The organism is Neobacillus niacini, assembly GCF_023715415.1.
Taxonomy (GTDB): Bacteria; Bacillota; Bacilli; order Bacillales; family Cytobacillaceae; genus Neobacillus; species Neobacillus niacini_C.
Genome location: NZ_JAMBOB010000005.1, coordinates 31042 through 57142 on the forward strand (window position 1 = coordinate 31042; position 26101 = coordinate 57142).

Sequence of the window (26101 nt, forward strand, 5' to 3'; positions counted from 1 at the left end):
ACTAATTGGAGAATTTAGGTTGTATTATTAACTATAATTTAGAAATGGGAAAAATTCATATATTTAACCTGAATCTGCTAAAAATTTTATTGACAATGTTCGACATGTTCAAGTATGATTTTAATTTGAACGGATACTCTCTTATCCTGAGCTGGTGGAGGGACAGGCCCTATGAAACCCAGCAACCTGCTTTATGAGAAGAACGACCTTCCAAATAAAATGGTCCTAATCTCAAGTGCGAAGGTGCTAATCTGACGCAAGGCTTTGACCTTGAACGATAAGAGTGAAAGGCCCGCGAAGCAACCTTTCCTCATGTGGTAAGGTTTTTTGTTTTGTATAAGTCCTTTTATTTAAGAGTTGCTAATAAAAATCTCTTGTTTATTTCATACTAAGGGAATGAGTACCGTATCAATGTCAGTGGTTCATGAAGTATTCCTGTAACCTTCATATGAACCTTGATTTATCTCATATTATAGGAGGAAATCAGATGTCAACAAAACGCCGTTTGTTCACTTCTGAATCAGTAACGGAAGGTCATCCAGATAAAATCTGTGACCAAATTTCTGATTCGATTTTAGATGCAATTTTAGCAAAGGATGCAAATGCTCGGGTTGCTTGTGAAACTTCTGTTACTACTGGGTTAGTTTTAGTTGCAGGGGAAATTACTACATCTACTTACGTTGATATCCCAAAAATCGTTCGTGAAACGGTTAAAGGTATCGGTTACGATCGTGCAAAATATGGTTTTGATTCCGAGACCTGTGCAGTATTAACTTCAATTGGTGAACAAAGTCCTGACATCGCAATGGGTGTTGATCAGGCACTTGAGGCACGTGAAGGACTAATGTCCGACGAAGAAATCGAAGCAATTGGAGCAGGGGACCAAGGTTTAATGTTTGGTTTTGCTTGTAATGAAACGGCTGAGCTTATGCCTCTTCCAATTTCTTTAGCACATAAGCTTGCTCGTAAGTTAACAGAGGTAAGAAAAGATGGAGTTCTTGAGTACCTTCGTCCTGATGGAAAGACTCAAGTAACAGTTGAGTATGATGAAAATGATAAGCCTGTTCGTATTGATACAATTGTTATCTCAACTCAACATAATCCTGAGGTAACATTGGAGCAAATCCAACGTAATTTGAAGGAATATGTTATCAATCCAGTAGTACCTAAAGAATTAATTGATGAGAATACAAAATACTTCATCAACCCAACAGGACGTTTCGTTATTGGCGGACCTCAAGGGGATGCTGGTTTAACAGGACGTAAAATCATTGTTGATACATATGGCGGATATGCTCGTCATGGCGGAGGTGCTTTCTCCGGTAAGGATCCAACAAAGGTTGACCGTTCTGCAGCCTATGCAGCACGTTATGTTGCTAAGAATATTGTAGCAGCAGGACTTGCTGATAAAGTTGAAGTGCAGCTTGCCTATGCAATTGGTGTAGCAAGACCAGTTTCAATTGCTGTCGATACATTTGGTACTGGCAAAGTGAGCGAAGATGTATTAGTTGATCTGGTTGGCTCAAACTTTGACCTTCGTCCTGCTGGAATCATTAAAATGTTGGACCTTCGCCGCCCAATGTACAAGCAAACAGCTGCATATGGTCATTTTGGCCGTACAGATGTGGACCTTCCTTGGGAGCGTACAGATAAAGCAGACACTTTGCTTCAACAAGCGAATCTTTAAGAAATAGGTAGTGGGAGTTACATTATATATGTAACTCCCTTTGTTATATTAACGTCTAAGTTTAGGTCAAACTAATTATGTAAAAACTGTAGGTACCTGAATTTTCCTACCTTTCACACTGACATTTTTGTATGAATAGTGGTAGGATAAGAGAGTATGTTTTTTAGATTGGATATTTAGATTGGAGTAGGTGACGTACATAATGTGTGGTTTTATTGGTTGTGTACACGACAAGGAACAAAACTATCGTGATGAACAAAAACAACTATTCAAAAATATGAACGATATTATTACCCATCGTGGTCCTGATGATGATGGCTTTTTTTATGATGATCATATTCAATTTGGTTTCCGCCGTTTAAGTATTATTGATATCGAATGCGGACATCAGCCATTAACCTATGAAAATGAGCGTTATTGGATTATTTTTAATGGTGAGGTTTATAACTACGTAGAACTTCGTGAAGAATTGCTCAAAGAGGGCTTACAGTTTGCTACAAATTCGGATACAGAAGTCATTATTGCTCTTTACAGCCATTTGAAAGAAAAAGCTGTAGAAAAACTTCGCGGTATGTTTGCCTTTACCATTTGGGATAAACAAGAACAAACTTTATTCGGTGCTCGGGATCCTTTCGGGATTAAACCATACTTTTATTTTGTAGATGGAGAGAGAACTTTCTTTGCTTCTGAGAAAAAGAGTATCCTATTAGCCCTTGAAAATGATGTTTTAGACTATGATTCACTTCAATACTATTTGACTTATCAGTTTGTTCCTGAGCCAAATACGATGTCTAAAGGCATTCATAAGTTAGAGCCAGGACATTATTATACAAAGAAGATTGGCTCTCCCATGGAAATCAAAAGATATTGGAAAGCTCATTTTAACCCGATTCAAAAATCAGAGCCAGATTTTATTAAAGAAATCCAAGAAGTGTTAATTGATTCAGTAAAAATGCATATGAGAAGTGATGTTCCAGTTGGTTCTTTCCTTTCAGGCGGAATAGATTCTTCCATAATTGCATCGATTGCGAAACAATTTCACCCAGCTATTAAGACGTTTTCTGTTGGTTTCGAGCATCAGGGTTTTAGTGAAATCGATGTAGCAAAAGAAACAGCAGAAAAGTTAGGTGTAGAAAATATCAGCTATGTTATAACACCACAGGAATACATGAATGAGCTTCCGAAAATCATGTGGCACATGGATGACCCCCTTGCAGACCCTGCGTGTATCCCGCTTTACTTTGTTGCTCGTGAAGCAAGGAAGCATGTAACCGTCGTTCTTTCTGGTGAAGGGGCGGATGAGTTGTTTGGCGGCTACAATATTTATCGGGAACCACAGGATTTAGAAATATTTAATAAAATCCCAAGAGCAGGAAAAGTATTGCTAAAAGGGATTGCGAACATAATGCCAGAGGGAATGAAGGGTAAAAGCTTTATTGAACGTGGTGTAACTCCTATGGAGGAACGCTATATTGGCAATGCTAAGATGTTCACTGAAGAAGAAAAAAGAGAATTACTTTCTGTTTATCGTGAAGGCTTACATTTCACCGATATCACAAAAACACTCTATAAAGAAACAAAAGGTTATGATCCTGTTGACACCATGCAATACATTGATATTCATACATGGATGCGCGGGGATATCCTTTTGAAAGCTGATAAAATGACGATGGCGCATTCATTAGAGCTTCGTGTTCCGTTTTTGGATAAAGAGGTGTTTGAAGCTGCGTCCAAAATACCAACTAGCTTGAAAACGGCTAATGGTACGACAAAGTATATCTTGCGAAAAGCTGCGGAAGGAATTGTTCCTGAGCATGTATTAAACCGGAAGAAACTTGGTTTCCCAGTGCCAATTCGTCATTGGCTGAAGAATGAAATGAATGAATGGGCAAAAACAATCATTCGTGAAAGCAGCACAGATCATTTAATTAATAAGTCTTATGTTTTAAACCTACTTGACGAACACTGTCAAGGAAAAGCGGATAACAGCCGTAAAATCTGGACAGTTCTTATTTTTATGATTTGGCATCAAGTATATATAGAAGGCAAGTATTCCTTTTCAGGACAAAAAGAACTGCAGCCAATGAAACAGTAAGATAAGAAGCACCCATAAAAAATTTATGGGTGCTTTTCTATCCTCTTATTTTTGTAATGACTTATAATACTGGGCCTTTTCTGCATATTCTGTATAAATCCTGTTCATTTCACTGATGTCATGATCATTCAATTCCCTAATAACTTTTGCGGGTCTGCCAAATGCTAATGTATTAGGAGGGATTTTTTTTCCTTGTGGCACGAGACTGCCTGCACCTATAAATGCACCTTCACCGATTTCAGCCTGATCTAGAATAATCGAACCCATTCCAATTAAAGCCTTTTTACGAATAACGCAACTATGGAGAATAACCTGATGACCAATCGTTACTTCATCCTCTAAAATCAATGGATTATTAGGGCTTTGGTGCAATACAGAATTGTCTTGAATATTAACCTTTTTACCAATGACCGTAGGTGCGACATCTCCTCTGATGACAGAGTTAAACCAAACGCTTGATTCCTCGCCTATTTCAACATCACCTGTAATCGTGGTAAAATCTGCAATGAATGCAGAATCTGCAATTTTTGGGTACTTACCTTTGTAAGGATATATCATCTTAGTCGCTCCTTTTTGACTGAAATACATAATCACTTTAATATTAAACTAATTAGAATATTTTTCTAGGGGGAAAAACTATGTGGAAGTGGGAAGCAGAAGGGGAAGCGAAGGCTGTAATCGTGATGGTTCATGGTGCCATGGAACATCACAGGCGTTACGGCTGGCTCATTGAAATGTGGCGCGGTTCTGGATTTCATGTTATCATGGGTGATCTTCCTGGGCAGGGCATGACAACAAGATCCCGCAGGGGCCATATAGATTCTTTTGAAGAGTATCTAAGTGAAGTGAAAGATTGGATTAAAGCAGCCTATCGTTATGAATTGCCTGTTTTTTTATTAGGGCATAGTATGGGAGGCTTGATTGCTATTCGTTTATTGCAGGAAGAACAATTAAACTTGGCAGGAGTGATTCTCTCGTCACCATGCTTGGGTTTAACACATGCTCCACCAAAGATTTTAGATTTGCTTTCACATGCAATAAATATAGTTTTCCCTTCTTTACGAATGAATTCTGGCATAAGTGTTGAAATGGCCACCAGAAATCAAAATGTTATTGAGGCAGATGCAGGTGATACACTCTACATTACAAAAGTCTCTGTTCGATGGTACCGTGAATTGGTTGGGGCGATGAAAGAGGCATTTCTATCTATTGAAGGCACCCAGGATGTGCCCATGCTGGTCATGCAAGCCGGCGATGATAAAATTGTTAATAAAGCTCCTGTAAAGGAATGGTTCAACCATTCACCGTTATCAGAAAAAAGATTTAAGGAATATCCAAAGCTTTATCATGAAATTTTTAATGAACCAGAACGGGATGATATATTTGAATACGCAAAGGATTTTGTCATCAGCCAATTAAAAGCAATCGGTTATATTGTTTAAGAAAGGAAAGATATTCTCCATGATGCCAATCAGACTCATGTCGAAAGTATACCGCAGGATAATTCCAGCTGTTCATCAAGAATTGGGTTATTGGAGGGAACGTGCAGAAAGTATTCCTAACCAGGAACTTAGAACGCAGGCTCTAGCCAGTATTGAACATAAAACCTTTCACTGTGAAGGCGGAGGTATTCTCGCTCTAACTGCGAATGATGAATATAAAAAAGCAGTGAAATTTATTGTCGCTTATCAAACCATTAGTGATTACTTAGATAATCTTTGTGACCGGAGTACTTCACTTGATCCAAAGGATTTTGCAGCCCTTCACGACTCCATGCGCGATGCTTTAACACTTGGGAGTGGGCCTGGAAATTATTATCGATTTCGTGAAGATCAGAACGATGGCGGCTATTTAAATGATTTAGCTGAAACCTGCAGATCTGTTTTAAATGAAGTAAAACATTATCCATTAATAAAGGGTTACTTGTTGGAGCTCTGCGAATATTACTGCAACTTACAAATACACAAGCATGTAATTCATGAAGAACGTGTCCCTCGTCTTGAAAAATGGTTTGCAGATCATCAAAGCAACCTGCCAGAGATGGAATGGTATGAGTTTTCAGCTTGCTCAGGCTCCACATTAGGTATATTCTGTCTCATTTCGTATGGGATGCGAGAGGACTTTTCTGCAATGGATGCTGAAAATATTCGTAAAGGATATTTTCCTTATATACAGGGGCTGCATATATTATTAGATTATTTCATCGACCAAGAAGAAGATCGAGAAGGCGGCGACTTGAATTTCTGTTTTTATTATGAAAACCCAGAAACACTTTTTAAACGGTTAAAACATTTTGTCAGTGAAGCAGATAGACATACGGAATTCCTGCCGCATAAAAAGTTCCACCAGCTGATTAACCGAGGTTTATTAGGGATTTATTTATCAGATGGAAAGGTACGTAAACAGAAGAATATCCGAAAATTAGCCAAAGAAATCATTAAGACTGGCGGTATCATTAGCTATTTCTTTTATATTAATGGACTAGCCTATCGTTCCGTACAGAAATGGATTCCTTCCTTGTTTACCAGACTTTCATAAAAAGAAGAAAACCAGGCCAAAGAGCCTGGTTTATCTTTTTTCAATTGCAACGATAAAAGGGGGATTATTTTGTTGATTCATAAATCGATATTGAAGGACATGAGCCTTCTTCTGATTGATAGCCTGACAATAAGTCAATAAAGCGTCACGCTCAACTGCTCCCTCATCGTGGCCATGGTAAATCACAAGGATAATAATGCCTTCTGGTACCATAATTTCAAGCAATTGTTCAATTGCAGATATGGTGGTTTCTGGTTTTGTTACAATCGTTTTATCACTGCCAGGTAAATACCCTAAGTTAAAAATCGCTGCCGTTACCTTGCCATGGTGTTCGTCAGGGATTAGCTTGTAAAGCTGTTCGTGACCTGCATGGAAAATAGTGACTCGATCAGCTAGACCCTGATTCTCAAGCCTTTCGATACTGGTACGAATGGCTTCCTCCTGGACATCAAATCCATATACTGTACCGTTTGGGCCAACAAGATCGGCGAGGAAAACTGTATCATGACCATTTCCTAAAGTTGCGTCAACAACTACTGCGCCGCTAGGAATAGCTATTTCAAGTAATTTCTTCGCAAAAGGAAGGATTCGATCTAGCTTCATGGTTAGTTCCTCACGGTGCTCTTTTGATAATATTTTCCTTGATAGCTGTCTCTTCTTTTTAACTCGGCATCAATGGAATTAAGTACTTCCCACTTATTGACACTCCACATTGGCCCTACCATTAAATCAATCGGTCCATCACCGGTAATTCGATGAACAATCATTTCCGGCGGTAATATTTCTAATTGGTCACATACTAAATTGACATAGTCCTCTTGAGAAAGAAATTCGAGCATTCCTTTTTCATACTGTTTAACCATTGGTGTTCCTTTTAGTAAGTGAAGCAAATGAATTTTAATTCCTTGAACATCAAGCTTGGCAACTTCCCTTGCCGTTTCCATCATCATTTCATTCGATTCAAGCGGAAGTCCATTGATAATGTGAGAGCAAATCCGAATTCCATGTTTTCTAAGCTTGTTTACACCTTCAACATAACATTGGAAATCATGAGCACGATTGATTAATAGTGCTGTTCGCTCATGCACCGTTTGCAAGCCAAGTTCAACCCACAGATACGTTCTCTTGTTTAACTCAGCTAGATATTCAACAACATCGTCTGGGAGACAATCAGGGCGAGTAGCAATCGATAATCCAACAACACCATCCTGTTTGAGAACACTCTCAAACTTTGCACGGAGAACCTCAACAGGTGCATGGGTATTCGTATAGGCTTGAAAGTAGGCCATGTACTTGCCGTCTTTCCATTTTGTATGCATTTTTTCCTTAATATCAAGAAATTGGGATTCTAGGCTCTCCATTCGGTCACCTGCGAAATCTCCAGAACCAGCAGCACTGCAAAAAGTACATCCTCCGTGTGCAACCGTACCATCACGGTTTGGACAATCGAAGCCGCCATCTAAAGCAACCTTAAAAACTTTATGGCCAAATTGCTGGCGAAGGTGATAATTCCATGTATGATAACGTTTATCGTCAGTAGCATATGGAAAAGGGTTGGTCTGAGTCAAATCAGAAACCTCCTTTTTATTTTTTACATAACTTACATTTTAACATGAAAAGAAGAGCTTATCCATTTGTAATAATTGTATATGATCTAGCTCCAGCGCCTAGGGGCTCGGGGTCATAAGTCAATCAGTCAAGAAGGTTAAAGAGCGCAACCTTCCTGCCGGCTCGCCTTATGCCTGTCGCCCCTGGACAAGGCGCTTCCGCTTTTCTAATTTGCCAGTAATTATCAACTGTAAGTTGTAATAGGAAAAGTGAGAGAGAACAAAATAAGAGATGAAGCCCTGAGCTTCAAGACATTAGGGGTGGGATTTGGTGTCACCAAAAAAAAGGGGGTCCTTAGATGGCTACACGTGCTTCAATGGACACATTAATACAGCAATGTGAGGATACAATTCGCTATGCGAAAGAACAGTTTGAAACGAGCAGCCTTCAAGAGCATTACAACAATGATGATTATACCAAGGCCTTACAGGATCTTGAACAAACTTATCAGGATATTGCCAAAATGGCCCACAGTGCAAATTCTCAGCAGCGTGATCAACTCCATCGTATGAGATTACAAATACAACAGCTTCAAAATATCATGATTTTAGAAGGGCAGACTTTCACCGGAGGTAACCTGACTTGAAAAAACGATCTAAAAAAAATAATCCAGAACAAAAAACAAGAAATGGCAACAACAATCAAGATCTTGAGCTAGGTCAAGATGTTGATCTTGTAAAACAAGCAAAAAAGCAATATGAAAAATCAGGTGGTCAGCCAGTCAAATCAAAATTCCACCAAGAAAAAAACCAATCATCATAAAAGCTCTATGGCCTTCAACATTTGTTGAAGGCCATTTATTTTCCAAAAACCATAAAAACACTATGAAAATAAGGTAAAATTCCAGTTCACAAATTAGAAATAACTCAATGTGTTTTTGTGATTTTGGTCACAGAATGAGTTTGGCTAATTTGGGATAAATAAGATAACAAATTCCACAATCCATATTTTTTTAAAATTTCATTGTGAATGCATTCACAAATTATTCACAAATAGAAGGGAAATAAAAATGATGAAAAAATTGCTAATTAACATAAATTTTCTCCTATGTTTACTGCTGCTATTAACCCCGTTAATAACTGTTGCAGCAGAAGAAAATCCAAACATCTTGGGGATGGAAGAACTTTCAATAAAGGTAATGCCTGAATTTGCTTACCATCCAAATGATATGAAAAAAGAGCATCCCCCCTTACTAATTGGCTACCAAGGAACCATGCGTAATCATTCAGAACAGCCGCAAAAAGGGCAGATTGAAATCCCTGTTCCGATTGAAGATAAGAACTTCCGAATTGGCTATGTTGCTGATTATTCAAGCGACTTGTCAGAGGTATATGAAATTGAGTACATACTAGATCAAGAAAAAGGAACCATTTCCTGGACAACAAGTGAAGAAATTCAACCCAATGATAGTTACAAATTCGTTATTGAATTTTATACAGATAACATGGTTGTTGAAAAAGAAAGGAAGTCTCTGTCCTATCAATTTAAAAGCTTTACGGATATTGGCTTATTCAATGTTTCATTCATAGAGCCCCTAAAGGCAGAAAAGGTCATACTGGATCCAGCACCAGAAGAGAAAAACACTCATGGTGATGAAAAGGGAGTTCACTCGTATTTCTTTCAAGGAGTAAAAGCCGGAGAAGAGAAAAATTTTACTCTTACATATGAACGAGATGAAACGGCACCTACTATCGAGATGATGGAGAAACATGAAAAACAACCCATTGAAACTGTGGAAAATAAAAAAAGTCCAGCTATCCTTTCAATTGCAGCAGTTAGTGGAATAAGTGTAATTGCTGCAGGTGCTTTCGCTTTCATCATGAAAAGAAAACGAGATAAGAGATAACCTTGCAAGACCATTCCTTTTGGCAATAAAGTGCTCATGTACTTTATTCAATAAATTAGAGAGAAAGATATAAATTATGGGAGGTGAAAGAATGTTAAAAAGAGGGTTTAAAAAATTGCTGGCAATTGACAAAAGGGTATTACTTTTAGGTGCTCTTATTGCCGGTGTACTCTTTTCATTCGGGACAGTTAAAACAATGGCTTACTTAGATTCACCAGGTTTTTGTCAAAACTGTCATACAATGAAGTCTGTGTATACATCATTTGTGGATTCGACTCATGCAGAATTGCAGTGTAACGACTGCCATTTGCCACATGAGAGTGAGGTTGGAAAGTTATTTTTTAAAGGCCGCGCAGGGATGACACATATTTTCTACAATACACTAGGTACCGAAGATATACCAGATAGAATCTATGCGACAACACGAACATTAAGAGTCATCAATCAAAACTGTGCGGAGTGTCATAAGAGCACAATTGATAATGTCTCACATGACGCAAAGGAAAACTGTATGTCATGTCACCAAACAGTACCGCATGGAAGCGATTTTAAAGATGATAGTTACCATCAGCCACCTAAGTCCGGTGAGCTATTAAAGAATAAGGGAGGATTTTAAGCATGAAAAGGTTCCGATATGGGGCATACCTCCTTCTACTAGTATTTGTTCTCATCATTACTGGCTGCAGCAATTCCAGTGACGGTGCAGGTGAAAAAACGGCAAGTGCTAAGGAAGCGAAGGGTACAACAGGCCTTTCTAAAGACGAAATAAGCAATGAGGCCTTTAAAGAATTATTTCCACTACAATATAATAGCTATATGAAGAATGAAAAGATGGAAGATACTAAATACGGAGGTTCTGTCAAACGTAGTAAGTATGATCCAGATAAAGAGCCGTTGTTACCCGTTCTTTTCAATGGTTATGGATTCGCAACAGAATATAATGAAGAACGTGGCCATGTTTATGCTCTTGAAGATATTCGGGATGTTAAGCGGATTACCGATAAATCAGTTGGATCTTGTTATACATGTAAATCAACAGCAGTACCTCAAATGATTGAAGAAATGGGCGACGATTATTGGGGAGCCAATTTCAATAAAGATATATGGCCAAAAGGGGAAGCGATGGGACACTCACCAATTGGATGTTCAGATTGCCATGATCCCGAAACAATGGACTTACGCGTTACACGTCCTAGTTTTTACAAGGCTTTAGAAGCTCAGGGTGTTGATACTTCCAACCCAACGAAAAACGATATGCGCAGCTATGTTTGCGGACAGTGCCATGTGGAGTATTATTTTGCAGCTGACAACAGTGAAGTTACATTCCCATGGTCTGAAGGATTTAAGCCTGAAGATATGTACAAGTATTACGATACAATTGCTAAAGAAAATGGTTTTGAAAAGGACTGGGTTCACAATATTTCTGGAACTCCAATGTTAAAATCACAACACCCTGAATATGAGACTCATGCTTCGGGCACACATGGTAAAGCAAATGTATCCTGTGCTGATTGTCATATGCCATATGAGCGTGTAGATGGAAAAAGGAAAATTACCTCTCATTACTGGACTTCACCATTAAAAACAATGGATACGTCTTGTGGACAATGTCACGGAGATCGTGATTTAGACAAATTAAAAGACCGTGTTCTTGAAATTCAAGAGGCAAACGTAAGTGCATTACATGAAGCACAGGATATTTCAACCACTGCTCACTATTATATTAATAAGATGATTACTTCTGGAGTAAGCCAAGAAAGAATTAAGCAGGCTCAAGAATTTGTCCGTAAAGGTCAATGGTTCTGGGATATTGTTGCCGCTGAAAACTCATCAGGCTTCCACAACCCACAAGGTTCAATGGATTCCTTAAGAGAGTCAATTGTACAATCTAACAATGCTATTCGCCTTGCAACTGAGGAGTTAGTGAAAAAAGGTGTCAGCATCGAAGAGGTTAATTCTGAGATTGAGAAAGCGAAGACTGCTGTAAAAGCTGAAACTGTAAACGAGAAGAAAAAGGATCATGCTGTAAACAGCTACTTCCCAGCACAGCAGCCAGTAGTACCAGCAGTGCCAGCGGTGAAAAAATAGACCCTCTCGACGAACTTCCTAATCGTCCCGCTAAGAAGGATTAAGAAGTGTTGGGAAAGAGTCCATAAAGTTTGAGGAAAACACTGTTTCTCTTTTGGAGACAGTGTTTTCTTTATTTTGACCAAATCGTGTCTAACTGTCAATTAAACTTATCTGGAACTGGTCTAAAATGGGTGAGAATCAAATATTTTATATGGAAGAATCCAATATGAAATAGGTGAGGATCATGTACATTGTTCATTTTTTTGAAAACAAGGTGGAACTCTTAAATCAGCTTCTTGGAAGTGTTCCAGCCGTCGGTGAAATGATTACCGTTAAAGGTCGTAAAGGAAAGGTCACTGATGTTAATCAGGTTGATAACAAACATGTCCATGTTCAGATTATGGTAGAAAAAGTAGTAGTTAAAAATAAGCTTACTCCAGCAGAACTAGCGAAAAAGAAAAAAAGATAAGATACCAAAGTCCTTTTTATGAAGGGCTTTTTATTTTGGCGGATTGGCATTTGATTACTGTGGAGGGGGACATTAGGAGGTATGATTCCCTAACATGGGAGGGAATGGGTTAGGCGGGAATCATTCGAGGGGAATGATTCCTGAGCAGGAGAGAAAAGGGGTTAGGCGGGAATCATTCAAGGGGAATGATTCATGAAAAGGAGAATTATCGAGTAAGGCGGGAATCTTTTTAGTTTATTTTTGGACGATATAATAAATAAAGGAGTAAAAAGGATTTACCCTAATACTCCCTATTTCTTATTCATAATTTGAAGAAGGTCCAAACCCTTTTAGTGTAAAGTTTCTTAATAAAACCCTTCTAATAGTCTTTTTAGATATAACCTGATCACACCATTCAAAGATATCCTTTGTAGTGATTTTTCGATCTGGAAAAAGCATTCTATATTCCTTCACATTCCTCATGAGAGCTGCATCAACGCTTTCCCTACATCCGCAATGTCCGCAAGTAAATTTACCATTAAAAACTTCCAGTAAATATTTACGGCAATCCCGACATAAGAGTCCCTTTTTTACTTGTTCAAACGAGTAAGGGGGTAATCGTGAATAAGGAGATTCGATTATATGAAGAGATGCTAATTGTTGTGCTAATTTATGATAGTCTGAATTTAGTTTTTTTGGTCGTAAATTGAGTTTTTTCAAGAAGCGATTTAATTGTGCTGGAAAGATAATCGTTGGATTCAATGTAGTCATGTATAGGTGAAACTCGGGGTTATTGAAGGTTAGATAGGATTCGATTGGATTCTTGTAACCCAGTTCTAGGAGTAGTTGTTGAAGCAGCGTTTCACATCTTATTAACTGGTGCATCGGATTTTTGAGGTTGGGATGGGTTATGGTAAACCATTTATCATCTTCTAGGTAGTAGTCACCTTCGTAATTTTTCACGTCTGATAGGTATATCTTTTCATGTGCAATGATCAGCGTATCGACCTGAAACCTGGACCCTTTATATTCCAACAATAAACCATGTAACACAAGCCAATTGTCGGTGAGGCCCTCTAGCCATTTGTCACTCCTCAACTCCCCTTCATAGCCTTTCTCACTAGAAGTAACATTGCTCTTTAGCTAACACATGTCGTTCAACTAATAAGCGGGAAATTATTATTTCTAAAGGTTCTGGTCGCTCCTTGATAATCATTTCTCACGTCCTAATATTATTTTAAAAAACTATAATTTCATTTTATGTAATATTATCCAATTATGCAAGATTAATAGGTAAATAGTAGAAAGAAAAAGATTGTCAGGAAACTGGAATGGGATTAAAATATATTTTTGGAAACTAGTAATTGTTATTGTAAAGGAGCGTTTTTCATGCCACGTGCCTTATGGCTGTTAATAATTGGGATGGCAGTGAATGTTACAGGTTCTTCTTTTTTATGGCCTTTAAATACAATCTATATTCACGATCATTTAGGAAAGTCATTATCGGTTGCAGGTATTGTTTTAATGTTAAACTCTGCTGCAAGCGTGATTGGAAATCTTTTTGGCGGTAGTCTTTTTGATAAAATAGGCGGCTACAAATCTATACTTCTAGGAATATGTATCTCCCTTTCAGCCCTGGTTGGGTTAACGTTCTGGCATGGCTGGCCTGAATATATTGTTTTTCTTACCATTATTGGATTAGGTAGTGGAGTCACTTTCCCAGCCATGTATGCGATGGCGGGAATGGTATGGAAGGAAGGCGGACGTAAAGCCTTTAACGCCGTTTATATTGCGCAAAACCTTGGGGTAGCGGTCGGAGCCGCACTTGGAGGCATTCTTGCTGATTACTCATTTGAATTAATCTTCCTTGCTAACACCGTTATGTATATTATCTTTTTACTAATCGCTGCTTTTGGCTATAAAGGGATTTCAACTGATTCGGCTAAACAAGTGAATAGCCTGCAGGATGCAACACATGTAAAAGGACGAAAAAATCTCTATGCATTATTGATTTTATGCGCTGGTTATTTGCTATGCTGGGTTGGCTACGTTCAATGGATGACAACTATTTCTTCATATACTCAGAAAATTCATATATCATTATCGCAATACAGCCTGTTATGGACGATAAACGGGGCATTAATTGTTCTTGGTCAGCCGTTATTAAATGGCTTGCTTAAGCGTCTTGCTGCCACACTAAAGGTACAAATCCTTATCGGGATTGCTATATTTATTGTTTCTTTTCTGATTGCAGGGAATGCAAGCGCATTTTCTGGATTCCTCGTAGGTATGATCATTCTGACTATTGGCGAAATGTTTATTTGGCCAGCAGTACCAACCATTGCCTTTGACTTAGCTCCAAAAGGGCGTGAGGGATTTTATCAAGGAATCGTTAATAGTACTGCCACTGGAGGAAGAATGATTGGTCCGCTCTTAGGTGGAATTCTCGTTGACGTATATAGTATGTCAGTATTGTTCTTTGTTTTAATTGCATTATTCATCATTGCGATTGGTACAACATTAGCTTATGACCGTATCTTAAAAACAGAAAAGAAACTCAACGTGAACCTTTCGTAGTTATTTTAGTGGCTCCTTAAGTATGAGGCCGGTTTTGTTATGTTTAAAAAATAATTTTTTGGTCAAACTGATTTAGGTGAATGTTGCTTGCATACTGCTGGGAAATTTAATACAATAACCGTAATACTTTTTATATTTAATGACAGTGAGTAGGAGTAGTAGTGAATCATACCCGTTTATTAGAGAGTTGACGGCTGGTGGAAGTCAACCGGGTACATCATGAACTCGCCTATGAGTTGCAAACATGAAAGACTAGTAATGTTTGCCGTATTCCGCGTTAAGGATGAATGAAGCGAGTGTTTACAACACTAATGTGGGTGGTACCGCGGGAAGATACATAGACAATCCTCTCGTCCCTTTTTGGGATGAGGGGTTTTTTATTTTTTTAGGAGGAATAGACAATGAGTTTCGATCATCAGCATATCGAGAAAAAGTGGCAAAAAAAATGGGAAACAGAAAAAACATTTAAAACGAGTGAAGAATTTGATAAACCAAAATTCTACGCATTAGATATGTTTCCTTATCCATCGGGAGCTGGATTGCATGTTGGACACCCTGAAGGATATACCGCAACAGATATTCTTTCACGCTTAAAAAGAATGCAGGGATACAATGTTTTACATCCGATGGGCTGGGATGCTTTCGGTTTACCTGCTGAACAATATGCGTTAGATACTGGAAACGATCCTGCAGAGTTCACGGAGAAGAATATTAACACGTTCCGCAGACAAATTAAATCTCTAGGTTTTTCATACGATTGGGATCGCGAAGTAAATACAACTGACCCAGAATACTATAAGTGGACGCAATGGATATTTTTAAAGTTATGGGAAAAGGGTCTTGCTTATATTGATGAGATAGCGGTTAACTGGTGCCCAGCACTTGGGACAGTATTGGCAAACGAAGAAGTAATCGATGGTAAGAGTGAACGCGGAGGGCACCCGGTTGAACGCCGTCCGATGAGGCAGTGGATCTTAAAAATTACTGCATACGGCGACCGTTTACTTGAGGATTTAGAAGAGCTTGATTGGCCAGAGAGTCTTAAAGAAATGCAACGCAACTGGATTGGCCGTTCTGAAGGTGCAGAAGTAACCTTTAATATCGAAGGACATGAAGAAACTTTTACTGTATTTACAACTCGTCCAGATACTTTGTTTGGTGCTACGTATGCAGTGCTTGCACCTGAGCATTCCTTTGTTAATAAGATTACAACTACAGAGCAACGTGAAGCGGTTGAGGCTTATTTAAATAAAGTTAAAATGAAGAGTGACCTTGAGCGTACCGATCTTGCAAAAGAAAAAACGGGTGTCTTTACTGGAGCCTATGCGATTAATCCGGTAAATGGTGAGAAAATGCCAATCTGGATTGCGGATTATGTATTAGTAAGCTATGGAACTGGTGCAATCATGGCGGTACCTGCACATGATGAGCGTGACTATGAGTTTGCGAAACAATTTAATCTTCCAATTAAAGCAGTGGTAGCAGGCGGTAACGTTGAAGTTGAGCCATACACAGGTGATGGTGAACATATCAATTCCGAATTCTTAAATGGCTTAAATAAAGAAGACGGTATTACGAAGATGATTTCTTGGTTGGAAGAAAAGGGAATTGGTACGAAAAAAGTAACCTTCCGTTTACGTGATTGGTTGTTCAGCCGTCAGCGTTATTGGGGTGAGCCGATTCCAATCATCCATTGGGAAGATGGCACAATGACTGCAGTTCCTGAAAATCAGCTGCCATTAACCTTACCGAAAACAACCAATATCAAACCTTCTGGAACTGGAGAATCACCGCTTGCTGTGATTGAGGATTGGGTAAATGTCGTTGACCCGGAAACAGGCAAGAAGGGGCGTCGTGAAACGAATACCATGCCGCAATGGGCAGGCAGCTGCTGGTATTATTTACGCTATATTGATCCGAAAAATGATCAAGCACTTGCTTCAAAAGAAAAATTAGATCACTGGCTTCCAGTTGACGTATATATTGGTGGAGCAGAGCATGCCGTTCTTCACTTACTTTACGCTCGTTTCTGGCATAAAGTCCTTTATGATATCGGGGTTGTATCAACGAAAGAACCATTCCAAAAGCTTTTCAACCAGGGAATGATTTTAGGTGAAAACAATGAAAAAATGAGTAAGTCAAAAGGAAATGTAGTTAATCCTGATGATATCGTTGACAGTCATGGTGCTGATACACTTCGCTTGTATGAAATGTTCATGGGACCTCTTGACGCTTCTATTGCTTGGTCAACAAATGGACTTGATGGATCTCGCCGTTTCTTAGATCGTATCTGGCGCTTGATGGTGGAGGAAAATGGCGATTTAAATCCAAAAATTCAGGACAATGAAGAAGCCTCAAATTTAGAAAAGGTGTATCACCAAACCGTGAAAAAGGTAACAGAGGATTATGAGGGCTTGAGATTTAATACGGCGATTTCGCAAATGATGGTATTTATTAATGAGGCCTATAAATCAACTGTTCTTCCAAAGCATTATATGGAAGGGTTTGTTAAAATGCTTGCCCCAGTTGCGCCGCATGTTGCTGAAGAACTTTGGGAAAAGCTTGGGTCGCGCGGCACGATTTCATATGAAACATGGCCAGCATATGATGAAGCTAAATTAGTTGATGATGAAGTTGAAATTGTTATCCAAGTTAACGGAAAAGTAAAGACTAAGCTTAAAGTGCCAACAGATGCTAGCAAGGAAGCATTAGAAGGTATTGCAATGGACGATGATCGAGTGAAGGAACAAATCGAAGGGAAAACCATTCGCAAAGTCATCACTGTTCCTGGCAAACTTGTTAATATCGTAGCCAATTAATACAAAGGAACCCCCTTTTACGAGGGGGAATCCTAACAATGGGGTGGAAAAGATGGAAGAAATTCAAATTATTACGCCAGAAGTATTAAAGAAAAAGCTTGAGCAAGGGGAGAAACTTGAGCTTGTCGATGTTAGAGAACATGAAGAAGTAGAGCAAGGAATGATACCGGGTGCAAAGCATATCCGCATGGGCGAGATTCCTGCTAATCTTGATTATTTTGACAAAGAAAAAGAATACATCTTCATTTGCCGCTCCAGCCGAAGAAGTGAAAATGTCTGCTATTATCTTCAGGACCAAGGATACAAGGTTCGCAACATGATTGGCGGCATGCTTGAATGGACGGGAGAAACAAAGTAACGATTCCACTGCGGAATCGTTTTTTTTATATCATTTATTTTTAATTTTCAGAAATTATGGAGATAATGAAAATAAAAACAGAAAGGAAGAATCATATGATTCAAGTAAAGTTGTTTGACCGTGAGCATGAAAAGGATTTAGAAAAGGAAATGAACCGTTTTTTAAAAGGAATGGATGAAAAGCAGTTAATGGATATTAAGTATAATGTAGCTGCCATAACAGAGGATGAAGAGGAAGAACAAATTTATTGTTTTTCGGCAATGATAATCTATCGGGCCTAATAGAATGATTAGGCCTGATATTGTTTTTTTGCAGAAAGTGCCGCATTGGTCCCGGCGAGACGACCTGTTACTAACGCAGAGGTAATATTGTAACCACCAGTATAGCCATGAACGTCAAGAATCTCACCGCAAAAGTAGAGACCCCCCATTAATTTCGATGCCATTGTCTGCGGTTCTATTTCTTTAACTGAAACACCGCCACCGGTTACGAATGCTTTCTCCAACGGCAAAGTACCATTTACTTTTATTAGAAATTGCTTGCAGCTTTTTACAAAGGTCCGAATTTTTTCATTGGAAATCGTTGCACCCTGTTCGAAAGGATCAATATCATTCTGCTCTAACAAGAACAAAAGATAGCGTTCAGGAACGAGTCCTTTTAACGTATTTTTAATGCTTTTTTTCGGCTCGCTTTTAACCAGCTTCACAATTTCCTGAAAGAATTCTTCTTCCTTCTTATCGGGTATCACATCTAAACTCATGACAACTTCATTTAATTTCCACTTTTTCATCGCTTTAACCACAAATTGACTACAGCGAAGGACTGCCGGACCGCTCAGCCCAAAGTGGGTGAAAATCATATCCATCTTATGAGTAATAATGGCTTTCCCTTTTGGATTCAAAACACTTAGCTCGATATCTCTTAATGATAGACCTTGAAGAGATTTATTTTTGATAAAAGGTTCGTTTGAGGTGACAGGCACCTCGGTTGGAAACAGTTCTGTAATCGTATGACCGGCTTTCTTTGCCCAAGCATAGCCGTCACCTGTAGATCCAGTATGGGGAACAGATTTGCCGCCGACTGCAATAACAATGGATTTTGTTTCAATTTCAGTGCCATTTTTCAATAACACTGATGATACATGGCCGTCTTTGTATATAAGGTCCGCAACCGGGCTATTTGTGTATACTTTGACCTTTAATTTTTCTAATTGATCTAATAGGGCATCCACGACTGATTGTGCTTTATTCGATACTGGGAACATCCGGCCGTGGTCTTCTTCCTTTAACTCAATTCCTAACTTTTCAAAGAACGTAATAATGTCTTCATTACTAAAAATAGAAAAGGCACTGTACAAAAATTTTCCGTTACCAGGTAAGTGCTTGATTATTTCCTCTACAGGGAGCCGATTGGTAACATTGCAGCGGCCGCCTCCGGAAATGGCGAGCTTCCTGCCAAGCTTGTCTCCTTTATCGATTAACAGGACCTTTAAACCTTTTTCACCAGCCGCAATCGCAGCCATTAAACCTGAAGGTCCGCCTCCAATAACAACCACATCATATATCATACTTCCACCAACTTTATATATATTCAATTTAAATAGTAATCCTACGCATTATTCCATTATAAACATCCTGATAGAAAAGAAAACGAAAAGTCATCTATTTTTACGAAAATTAACTGTGCTGTTAGTAGCATCACAGACCAAAGAGTTGTAAACTACTAATAGTGTGTTTGAAATAGCTGATATAAACCTTGCTCACACGCGCACAAACTTTTTCTTCATTGGGAAGGGATTCTAATTTTATGTCGTCTAAGCTAATAAGAGGAACATTTATTTTAACATTGGGTACGATTATATCCAAGATTCTTGGCTTACTATATGTTATACCCTTTTATCAAATTGTAGGTTCAGAAGGAACAGCATTGTATCAATATTCATACATACCCTACACAATTTTTATAAGTATCGCCACAGCAGGTGTACCGCTTGCTGTATCAAAATTCATTTCAAAATATAATGCACTCGAAGAATATGCGGTTGGCCGTAAATTGTTTAAATCTGGACTAGTCATGATGCTGCTGACGGGTATAGTTTCATTTTTAATTCTATATATGTCAGCACCGCTTATTGCTGATATGATTATCAGTAAAAAAGAAGATGTCGGCTCAAGAGCAAAGGATATTATAACGGTGATCCGCGCTGTAAGTTTTGCCTTGATTGTTATTCCGTTCATGAGTTTAATTAGAGGATTCTTTCAAGGACATCAATCGATGGGACCATCCGCTGTTTCCCAAGTAGTCGAGCAGATTGTCCGGATTGCCTTCACACTTGCAGGAGCCTACATCGTCATAAATTTTTTAAATGGAAGTATTGTAACAGCTGTAAGTGTGGCGACCTTTGCCGCGTTTGTTGGGGCAATTGGAAGTCTGGTGGTATTGTTTTGGTATTGGTATAAACGTAAACCACACTTAGACCAGCTGCTCCAACATGATAAAGGGGAAGTACAAGTTTCGTTAAGAGAAATTTATAAGGAAATCCTTGTCTATGCAGCTCCCTTTGTATTTGTCGGGATTGCCAACCCATTATTTCAAGCAATCGATCAAGTTACCTTTTCGCAGGCAATGCAGGATATTGGTCACAGTTATAAAGCAGCAGAAGCAGCATTTTCTATCCTAAATTTTGAATCACATAAAATCGTTATTATCCCTGTTTCGCTTGCAACAGGGTTCTCACTGGCTCTTGTTCCAAGTATCACGAAGGCTTTTGTCGATAATGATCGAAAAGGGTTAAAGCAGCAGCTTAATCAGACTTTTCAAGTGTTACTGTTCTTAACATTACCTGCGGCAATCGGGCTTTCTCTATTAGCAGAGCCCATTTACACTGTTTTTTATGAGCACAAGGAGATTGGATTTGAGGTATTAAAAGCCTATGCGCCAGTTGGAATTCTTTTTTCATTATTTTTAGTAACGAGTTCCATACTGCAGGGAATCAATGAACAACGATGGACAGTATTAAGTTTGTTAGTAGGATTACTGATTAAATTGTCGCTGAATATTTCCCTAATTACGATGTTTGAAACAAAAGGTGCCGTATATGCAACGGCCCTTGGATACATTGGAGCCATATTGATTCAATTGGTTGTTATTAAAAATTATGCAAAATACCCGTTCTTATTTATTTGGAGAAGGAGCTTGTTAATCGTTATTTTTGCTGGAATTATGTGGGCAGGGACCGAAATTGTTTATAAGCTGCTCTTGTTATTTCTAACTCCAGCATCAAAGTTTCAGTCGCTTATAATCATTATTGTTTGTGCAGCCATTGGAGCTATCATCTATTTTTACTTAGGATTAAAATCTGGACTTGTAAACAGACTATTTGGTGACAGGGTTGACCGTATCAAGCGGAAATTAAGATTAACGAATTAACTCCTAAAAAAAATGAAGGAGGATCATGCTTTGAGAATTGATAAAATGCTAGCTAATCTTGGCTATGGCAGTCGAAAAGAAGTGAAGCAGCTTCTAAAAAGCGGTGCTGTCAAAATCGATGATGTAATCGTGAAGGATGCCAAACAGCACGTAGATACAGCTAAACAAATGGTTACGTTAAATGGAGAAGTCATTGAATATAGAGAGTTTATCTACTTAATGATGAACAAACCTCAAGGTGTTTTGTCAGCTACTGAAGACAGTGTTGGGGAAACGGTAATCGACCTACTAGAACTTGGGGACCAGGTTTATGAGCCATTCCCGGTCGGAAGGTTGGACAAGGATACGGAAGGTTTGCTATTAATCACGAATGATGGCCAATTAGCCCATCGGTTGTTGTCACCAAAAAAACATGTTCCCAAGACCTATTTTGCCGTAATTGACCAGGAAGTAACCGATGAAGACGTTAAGGCATTTGGGGAAGGGGTAACCCTGGATGACGGGTATGAAACAAAACCTGGAGAGTTGAAAATTTTAAAGTCTGGCATTCGCTCCGACATTGAGCTGACAATAACCGAAGGAAAATTTCATCAAGTGAAAAGAATGTTCGAGGCAGTTGGAAAAAAAGTCGTTTACCTAAAGCGAATTTCCATGGGGCCATTGCCATTAGATGAAACGCTCGAACTCGGGGAATACCGGGAATTAACCGATGAAGAAGTAGAATTACTAAAGGAATATCAAGTTGTATAATAGCAAAAGGACAAGGCAGCTAGCCTTGTCCTTTTTAAGCTTGTAGGAATGATGTTAACATCCAATTATGCTTGCTTATTTTCTCAATTAGCTCAGTAAACATATCACCAGTTACCTCGTCATTCACCTGTTGTGCTGCCTCTTTACCGCTCTTTAATTCCGAAATAATCTGTGAGAAATCATTTACAATAGTTTGTACCATTTCTTCAGCTGATAAATTTTCAGAGGTTTCTTCAATTAAGGCATATTGGATATATTCCTTTAATGTTGAAATGGGCATTCCACCTGTAATTAATAAGCGTTCTGCTAATTCATCAATTGTTCCCGCAGCTTCTTCATATAATTCTTCAAATTTTGCATGTAAGGTGAAGAAATGTGGTCCTTTAACATACCAGTGGAAACGGTGTAGCTTTGTGTATAGTACATTCCAGTTTGCAATTTGTTGGTTCATTACTTGTTCAAGTGTCATCGTTTGAGTCATTGTGCATTCCTCCTAATTTCTTATCTGTTTTAATTATAACACATATTATATAAAAGTAAATATTAAATTAGAATAATTATAAACAGGAAAATTAAAATATCCTTTTATAAAAATGAAGTAACAATTTATAAAAATGGGTAATCTAAAAATATTTACTACACTGTCCTGCATTCCTGAAAATCCAAAGGGGGAAGCAACTTGAAACTGACACCAAAGGAAACCATTGAATTACATGGTTTTAATAATTTGACCAAATCTTTAAGCTTTAATATGTACGATATTTGTTACACCCGATCGAGGGAAGAGCGTGAGGCGTATGTAAAATATATTGATGAGCAATACAGCGCTGAAAGGTTACAAAAGATATTAACCCATGTCTCGGATATTATTGGTGCACATGTATTAAATGTAGCGAGTCAGGATTTTGAACCAGCTGGCGCAAGTGTTACGCTTCTAGTCTCAGAGGGTCCTGTTGAAAATGCTCCGTCCGAGCACTTTGAAGAATCACCTGGACCACTGCCAGAATCAGTGGTCATGCAATTAGATAAAAGTCATATCACGGTTCATACATACCCTGAATATCACCCGGATGAGGGAATCAGTACTTTCAGGGCAGATATTGATGTATCTACCTGCGGAGAAATTTCACCACTAAAAGCTCTGCATTATCTTATTCGTTCGTTTGAAACAGACGTCATGACAATTGATTACCGTGTCCGTGGTTTTACCAGAGATAAAGATGGATATAAATTATTCATTGATCATGAAATCAGCTCGATACAAAATTATATTCCTGAAGATGTTGGAGAACTGTTCGACATGATTGACGTAAATGTATATCAAGAAAATATTTTCCACACAAAATGTAAGCTTCGGGAATTTGATTTAAATAATTATTTATTTGGCTATAAAAAAGAAACATTACATCCAGAAGAACTTATCGAAATTACCGAGAGAATAAAGCTGGAAATGGATGAGATTTTTTATGGCAAGAATATTGTGCAATAAATGACGGTATTACTTATCGCGTTAATATATCGAATCGTAGCCAAAAAGAAAGTTCGCAGCAGCCTTACGAAAAAGTAAGGCTGTTTTTTTTCGCCGATAGTGTAAAATGGTATCAAGGAAATTTACTTTTTAGTAGGAGAAAATTATGTTTTTAAAGAGAGTTACTTTATTAAAAGAAAAGATTCCAACCATTAACCACTATCCCTTTTCTATTCCATCCATTGCAAGCCTCAGTGAAATCCGGTTAGAACGTAACGTTACCTTTTTTGTAGGCGAAAATGGATCAGGTAAATCTACTTTATTAGAAGCAATTGCGGACAAATGTGGCTTCAATACAGCGGGCGGCGGCAGAAATAATGCTTATGATGTTTATGAAACAGATTCAGAACTTACTGAGTACATTAGACTTTCCTGGATGCCAAAAGTAACGAATGGTTTCTTTTTACGTGCGGAATCTTTTTATCACTTTGCTACCCATATTGATGAAGTGGATGAGAATGGATTTAAAGATTATGGTGGAAAATCGTTGCTGCAACAATCGCATGGAGAATCCTTTTTGTCACTATTTTTAAATCGATTTAATGGGGAAGCCATTTATCTGCTAGACGAACCAGAAGCTGCATTATCCCCTGCAAGGCAATTATCCCTCTTGAAAATCATCCATGACCTTGAAACTCAAGGTGATGCTCAATTTATCATTGCGACACATTCTCCAATCCTACTGGGATATCCAGAAGCAGACATCTATAGCTTCGACCACGGTCAAATTTCAAAAATAAGCTATGAAGATACAGACCATTATACAATTACAAAATATTTTTTAGAAAATAGAAAAAGATTTCTCCATGAGCTTTTTAAAGAGGAGGAATAACAAAAAAAGTGATATCCAAAACGGATATCACCTTTTTTTAGCTATTAAGGATAGGACTACGAGCATTCCAACGATTACTAGGGAAACGGTTGAGCCAATTATATTGTTTGGACTTAATACAAACCCAATAAAAATCAAACTTAACGAAATAACACCTATGATGGTTGTGAATGGGAACCATCGAACATAGAAAGCAGGCATCGATTTATACTGTGGTCTTAACTTTAAATGGGCCGAACAGATTCCTATCCAAACCATCATAATCGTGAACCCAGGGATGGTCATAAGGTAACTAATGATATTACCAGGACTAATATAAGCTAGAAAAACACCAACTAATAGACAGAGTGATGTAATCAAAAGCCCAATAACCGGAATTCCGCTATTAGAGGTTTTCATCAAGCTTTTTGGAGCTACTCCGCTTTTAGCCATTGAAAAAAGCGTTCTTGAAGTTGCATATATCCCCGAGTTTGCAGCTGATAGGACAGCAGTCAATAGTATGAAATTCATCACATGAGCTGCACCTGGTAGCCCTGTAATAGTGAAAACTTGAACGAACGGACTATCTTGTCCTGTTATTTGATTCCAAGGCATAATACCGCAAATAATTAAGATTGGGAAAATATAAAAAATAATAACTCGCCATACTGCACCCTTAATGATACTAGGCATGACGCGCTCAGCGTCCTTTGTCTCGGTTACGGCAACTCCGACTAACTCCGCACCGCCATATGAAAACATGACGACTAAAAAGGCACTTAGCATACCGCTAACTCCATGTGGGAAAAATCCGCCATGCGCAGTATAGTTTGCTAAAGGTTCTTCAATATTGCTGGGTAAAATACCAAAAATAATGAAAGCCCCTAATATGATAAAAGCAACTAATGCGATTATTTTTATTCCTGCGAACCAAAACTCAAGCTCTCCATAATACTTTACAGGGAATAAATTGATTGCAATAATAACCGCTGCACAAAACAAACTAAGTAACCATAGTGGCAAAGAGGGATACCAAAATTGCAGAAAACTTCCTGCTGCTAATAATTCAACGGTAATAACAATGGTCCAGTTAATCCAATAAAGCCACCCTGTAATAAAAGAAACCTTAAAACCAAATGCTTTATAAAGAAGCAATTGTACATTGTGATTAGGAAACGCAATGGCCATCTCGCCTAACGCAGCCATCACAATGAATAATAATAATCCACCTATTAGATAGGTGAAGATAACACTAGGTCCTGCAATACTTAACGTATCGGAACTGCCTTTGAAAATTCCTGTACCAATCATGCCAGCTAATGCAATAAACTGAACATGCCTTGGCAGTAATCCTTTTTTAAGTTCATGCTGATTATTTTCCATGTTGTCCTGCCTTTATTATGAAATTATTACTCACTTGCATAAACGCTTTTAAGTGCTAAAGTATTATACTAATATATCATATTATTATAGATATTCAACCTTATTTAATAAATAAAAGCAACCAAGCACACGAAATATTCGCGTGCTTGGTTGC

General features: G+C 38.3%; 24 protein-coding genes, 1 pseudogene, 1 riboswitch and 1 other annotated feature. Of the genes and pseudogenes, 18 read left to right on the plus strand and 7 right to left on the minus strand.

Translation table 11 applies throughout. From position 1 onward, the window contains the following. The first annotated feature begins 138 nt into the window (after positions 1-138). A riboswitch (SAM riboswitch) is annotated at positions 139-284 on the plus strand. A 203-nt stretch (positions 285-487) separates the two neighbouring features. Both metK and asnB read left to right on the plus strand, forming a co-directional pair. Then, on the plus strand, positions 488-1687 hold the full coding sequence (metK, locus tag M3189_RS12140) for a methionine adenosyltransferase (RefSeq protein WP_251634315.1): 1200 nt from the start codon (positions 488-490) through the stop codon (positions 1685-1687). A gap of 202 nt (positions 1688-1889) precedes the next feature. Next, positions 1890-3782 carry an asparagine synthase (glutamine-hydrolyzing) gene (gene asnB, locus M3189_RS12145; protein WP_251634316.1) on the plus strand — a complete coding sequence of 631 codons (1893 nt, stop codon included), beginning with the start codon at positions 1890-1892 and terminating at the stop codon, positions 3780-3782. A 45-nt stretch (positions 3783-3827) separates the two neighbouring features. On the opposite strand, the gene M3189_RS12150 is transcribed toward asnB, so the two are convergent. Beyond that, positions 3828-4340, minus strand: coding sequence for a gamma carbonic anhydrase (locus M3189_RS12150; protein WP_251634317.1), 513 nt, complete (start codon positions 4338-4340; stop codon positions 3828-3830). 80 nt (positions 4341-4420) lie between these two features. Here M3189_RS12150 and M3189_RS12155 point away from each other — a divergent pair, with 80 nt between their 5' ends. Continuing rightward, positions 4421-5224: an alpha/beta hydrolase gene (locus M3189_RS12155; RefSeq protein WP_251634318.1), complete on the plus strand. Its 804-nt coding sequence runs from the start codon at positions 4421-4423 to the stop codon at positions 5222-5224. A 37-nt stretch (positions 5225-5261) separates the two neighbouring features. After that, entirely contained in the window at positions 5262-6320 is a 1059-nt protein-coding gene (locus M3189_RS12160) for a tetraprenyl-beta-curcumene synthase family protein (RefSeq protein WP_285889611.1), read from the plus strand. A gap of 30 nt (positions 6321-6350) precedes the next feature. Here M3189_RS12160 and M3189_RS12165 read toward each other — a convergent pair whose 3' ends face one another. Both M3189_RS12165 and M3189_RS12170 read right to left on the minus strand, forming a co-directional pair. Further along, entirely contained in the window at positions 6351-6923 is a 573-nt protein-coding gene (locus tag M3189_RS12165) for a class I SAM-dependent methyltransferase (RefSeq protein WP_251634320.1), read from the minus strand. Positions 6924-6925: 2 nt separating this feature from the next. After that, positions 6926-7888 carry a TIGR01212 family radical SAM protein gene (locus M3189_RS12170; RefSeq protein ID WP_251634322.1) on the minus strand — a complete coding sequence of 321 codons (963 nt, stop codon included), beginning with the start codon at positions 7886-7888 and terminating at the stop codon, positions 6926-6928. A gap of 338 nt (positions 7889-8226) precedes the next feature. On the opposite strand from M3189_RS12170, the gene M3189_RS12175 reads away from it, so the two are divergent. From M3189_RS12175 to M3189_RS12200, 6 genes are all read left to right on the plus strand, one after another. Next, the gene (locus M3189_RS12175; protein WP_251634324.1) at positions 8227-8514 is read left to right on the plus strand and encodes a YtzC family protein; all 288 of its coding nucleotides are present in this window, start codon (positions 8227-8229) and stop codon (positions 8512-8514) included. After that, positions 8511-8690 (plus strand): glycogen biosynthesis protein GlgD, encoded by a 180-nt coding sequence (locus tag M3189_RS12180; protein ID WP_251634325.1) that lies wholly within the window; start codon positions 8511-8513, stop codon positions 8688-8690. Before M3189_RS12175 ends, M3189_RS12180 begins: the two co-directional genes overlap by 4 nt. Before the next feature lie 247 nt (positions 8691-8937). Next, positions 8938-9774, plus strand: coding sequence for a hypothetical protein (locus M3189_RS12185; protein ID WP_251634326.1), 837 nt, complete (start codon positions 8938-8940; stop codon positions 9772-9774). Positions 9775-9865: 91 nt separating this feature from the next. Beyond that, positions 9866-10390 carry a cytochrome c3 family protein gene (locus M3189_RS12190; RefSeq protein WP_251634328.1) on the plus strand — a complete coding sequence of 175 codons (525 nt, stop codon included), beginning with the start codon at positions 9866-9868 and terminating at the stop codon, positions 10388-10390. A gap of 2 nt (positions 10391-10392) precedes the next feature. After that, on the plus strand, positions 10393-11862 hold the full coding sequence (locus M3189_RS12195; RefSeq protein ID WP_251634329.1) for an ammonia-forming cytochrome c nitrite reductase subunit c552: 1470 nt from the start codon (positions 10393-10395) through the stop codon (positions 11860-11862). Positions 11863-12088: 226 nt separating this feature from the next. After that, positions 12089-12313 (plus strand): hypothetical protein, encoded by a 225-nt coding sequence (locus tag M3189_RS12200; RefSeq protein WP_251634330.1) that lies wholly within the window; start codon positions 12089-12091, stop codon positions 12311-12313. Positions 12314-12610: 297 nt separating this feature from the next. Here the strand turns inward: M3189_RS12200 and M3189_RS12205 are convergent. After that, positions 12611-13396 (minus strand): annotated as a pseudogene (locus tag M3189_RS12205) (nuclease-related domain-containing protein); the annotation flags it as partial. A gap of 285 nt (positions 13397-13681) precedes the next feature. Between M3189_RS12205 and M3189_RS12210 the strand changes: the two are divergent. The 4 genes from M3189_RS12210 (at position 13682) to M3189_RS12225 (ending at position 18327) form a co-directional block, all read left to right on the plus strand. Beyond that, complete coding sequence (locus tag M3189_RS12210; RefSeq protein WP_251634333.1) at positions 13682-14869, plus strand: MDR family MFS transporter; 1188 nt, start codon at positions 13682-13684, stop codon at positions 14867-14869. A 136-nt stretch (positions 14870-15005) separates the two neighbouring features. Next, positions 15006-15230 (plus strand) — a binding site (T-box leader). Between the two features lie 40 nt (positions 15231-15270). Beyond that, complete coding sequence (gene leuS / locus M3189_RS12215) at positions 15271-17688, plus strand: leucine--tRNA ligase (RefSeq protein WP_251634335.1); 2418 nt, start codon at positions 15271-15273, stop codon at positions 17686-17688. 52 nt (positions 17689-17740) lie between these two features. Beyond that, positions 17741-18046 carry a rhodanese-like domain-containing protein gene (locus M3189_RS12220; RefSeq protein ID WP_251634336.1) on the plus strand — a complete coding sequence of 102 codons (306 nt, stop codon included), beginning with the start codon at positions 17741-17743 and terminating at the stop codon, positions 18044-18046. A gap of 95 nt (positions 18047-18141) precedes the next feature. Next, positions 18142-18327 carry a sporulation protein Cse60 gene (locus M3189_RS12225; RefSeq protein ID WP_251634339.1) on the plus strand — a complete coding sequence of 62 codons (186 nt, stop codon included), beginning with the start codon at positions 18142-18144 and terminating at the stop codon, positions 18325-18327. An 8-nt stretch (positions 18328-18335) separates the two neighbouring features. Here the strand turns inward: M3189_RS12225 and M3189_RS12230 are convergent, their stop codons facing one another. Further along, positions 18336-19613, minus strand: coding sequence for an NAD(P)/FAD-dependent oxidoreductase (locus M3189_RS12230; RefSeq protein ID WP_251634771.1), 1278 nt, complete (start codon positions 19611-19613; stop codon positions 18336-18338). Positions 19614-19852: 239 nt separating this feature from the next. On the opposite strand from M3189_RS12230, the gene M3189_RS12235 reads away from it, so the two are divergent. Next, a complete protein-coding gene (locus tag M3189_RS12235) occupies positions 19853-21475 on the plus strand; it encodes a putative polysaccharide biosynthesis protein (protein ID WP_251634340.1) in 1623 nt (540 codons plus the stop codon). A gap of 30 nt (positions 21476-21505) precedes the next feature. Continuing rightward, the gene (locus M3189_RS12240; RefSeq protein ID WP_251634341.1) at positions 21506-22225 is read left to right on the plus strand and encodes a pseudouridine synthase; all 720 of its coding nucleotides are present in this window, start codon (positions 21506-21508) and stop codon (positions 22223-22225) included. 34 nt (positions 22226-22259) lie between these two features. On the opposite strand, the gene M3189_RS12245 is transcribed toward M3189_RS12240, so the two are convergent. After that, a complete protein-coding gene (locus M3189_RS12245) occupies positions 22260-22706 on the minus strand; it encodes a Dps family protein (protein WP_251634343.1) in 447 nt (148 codons plus the stop codon). 198 nt (positions 22707-22904) lie between these two features. On the opposite strand from M3189_RS12245, the gene speD reads away from it, so the two are divergent. Together speD and M3189_RS12255 are read left to right on the plus strand one after the other, a co-directional pair. After that, positions 22905-23714, plus strand: coding sequence for an adenosylmethionine decarboxylase (gene speD / locus M3189_RS12250; RefSeq protein WP_251634344.1), 810 nt, complete (start codon positions 22905-22907; stop codon positions 23712-23714). Between the two features lie 145 nt (positions 23715-23859). Further along, entirely contained in the window at positions 23860-24585 is a 726-nt protein-coding gene (locus M3189_RS12255; RefSeq protein WP_251634345.1) for an AAA family ATPase, read from the plus strand. A 27-nt stretch (positions 24586-24612) separates the two neighbouring features. On the opposite strand, the gene M3189_RS12260 is transcribed toward M3189_RS12255, so the two are convergent. Next, a complete protein-coding gene (locus M3189_RS12260; RefSeq protein ID WP_251634346.1) occupies positions 24613-25947 on the minus strand; it encodes an amino acid permease in 1335 nt (444 codons plus the stop codon). Positions 25948-26101: the final 154 nt, after the last annotated feature.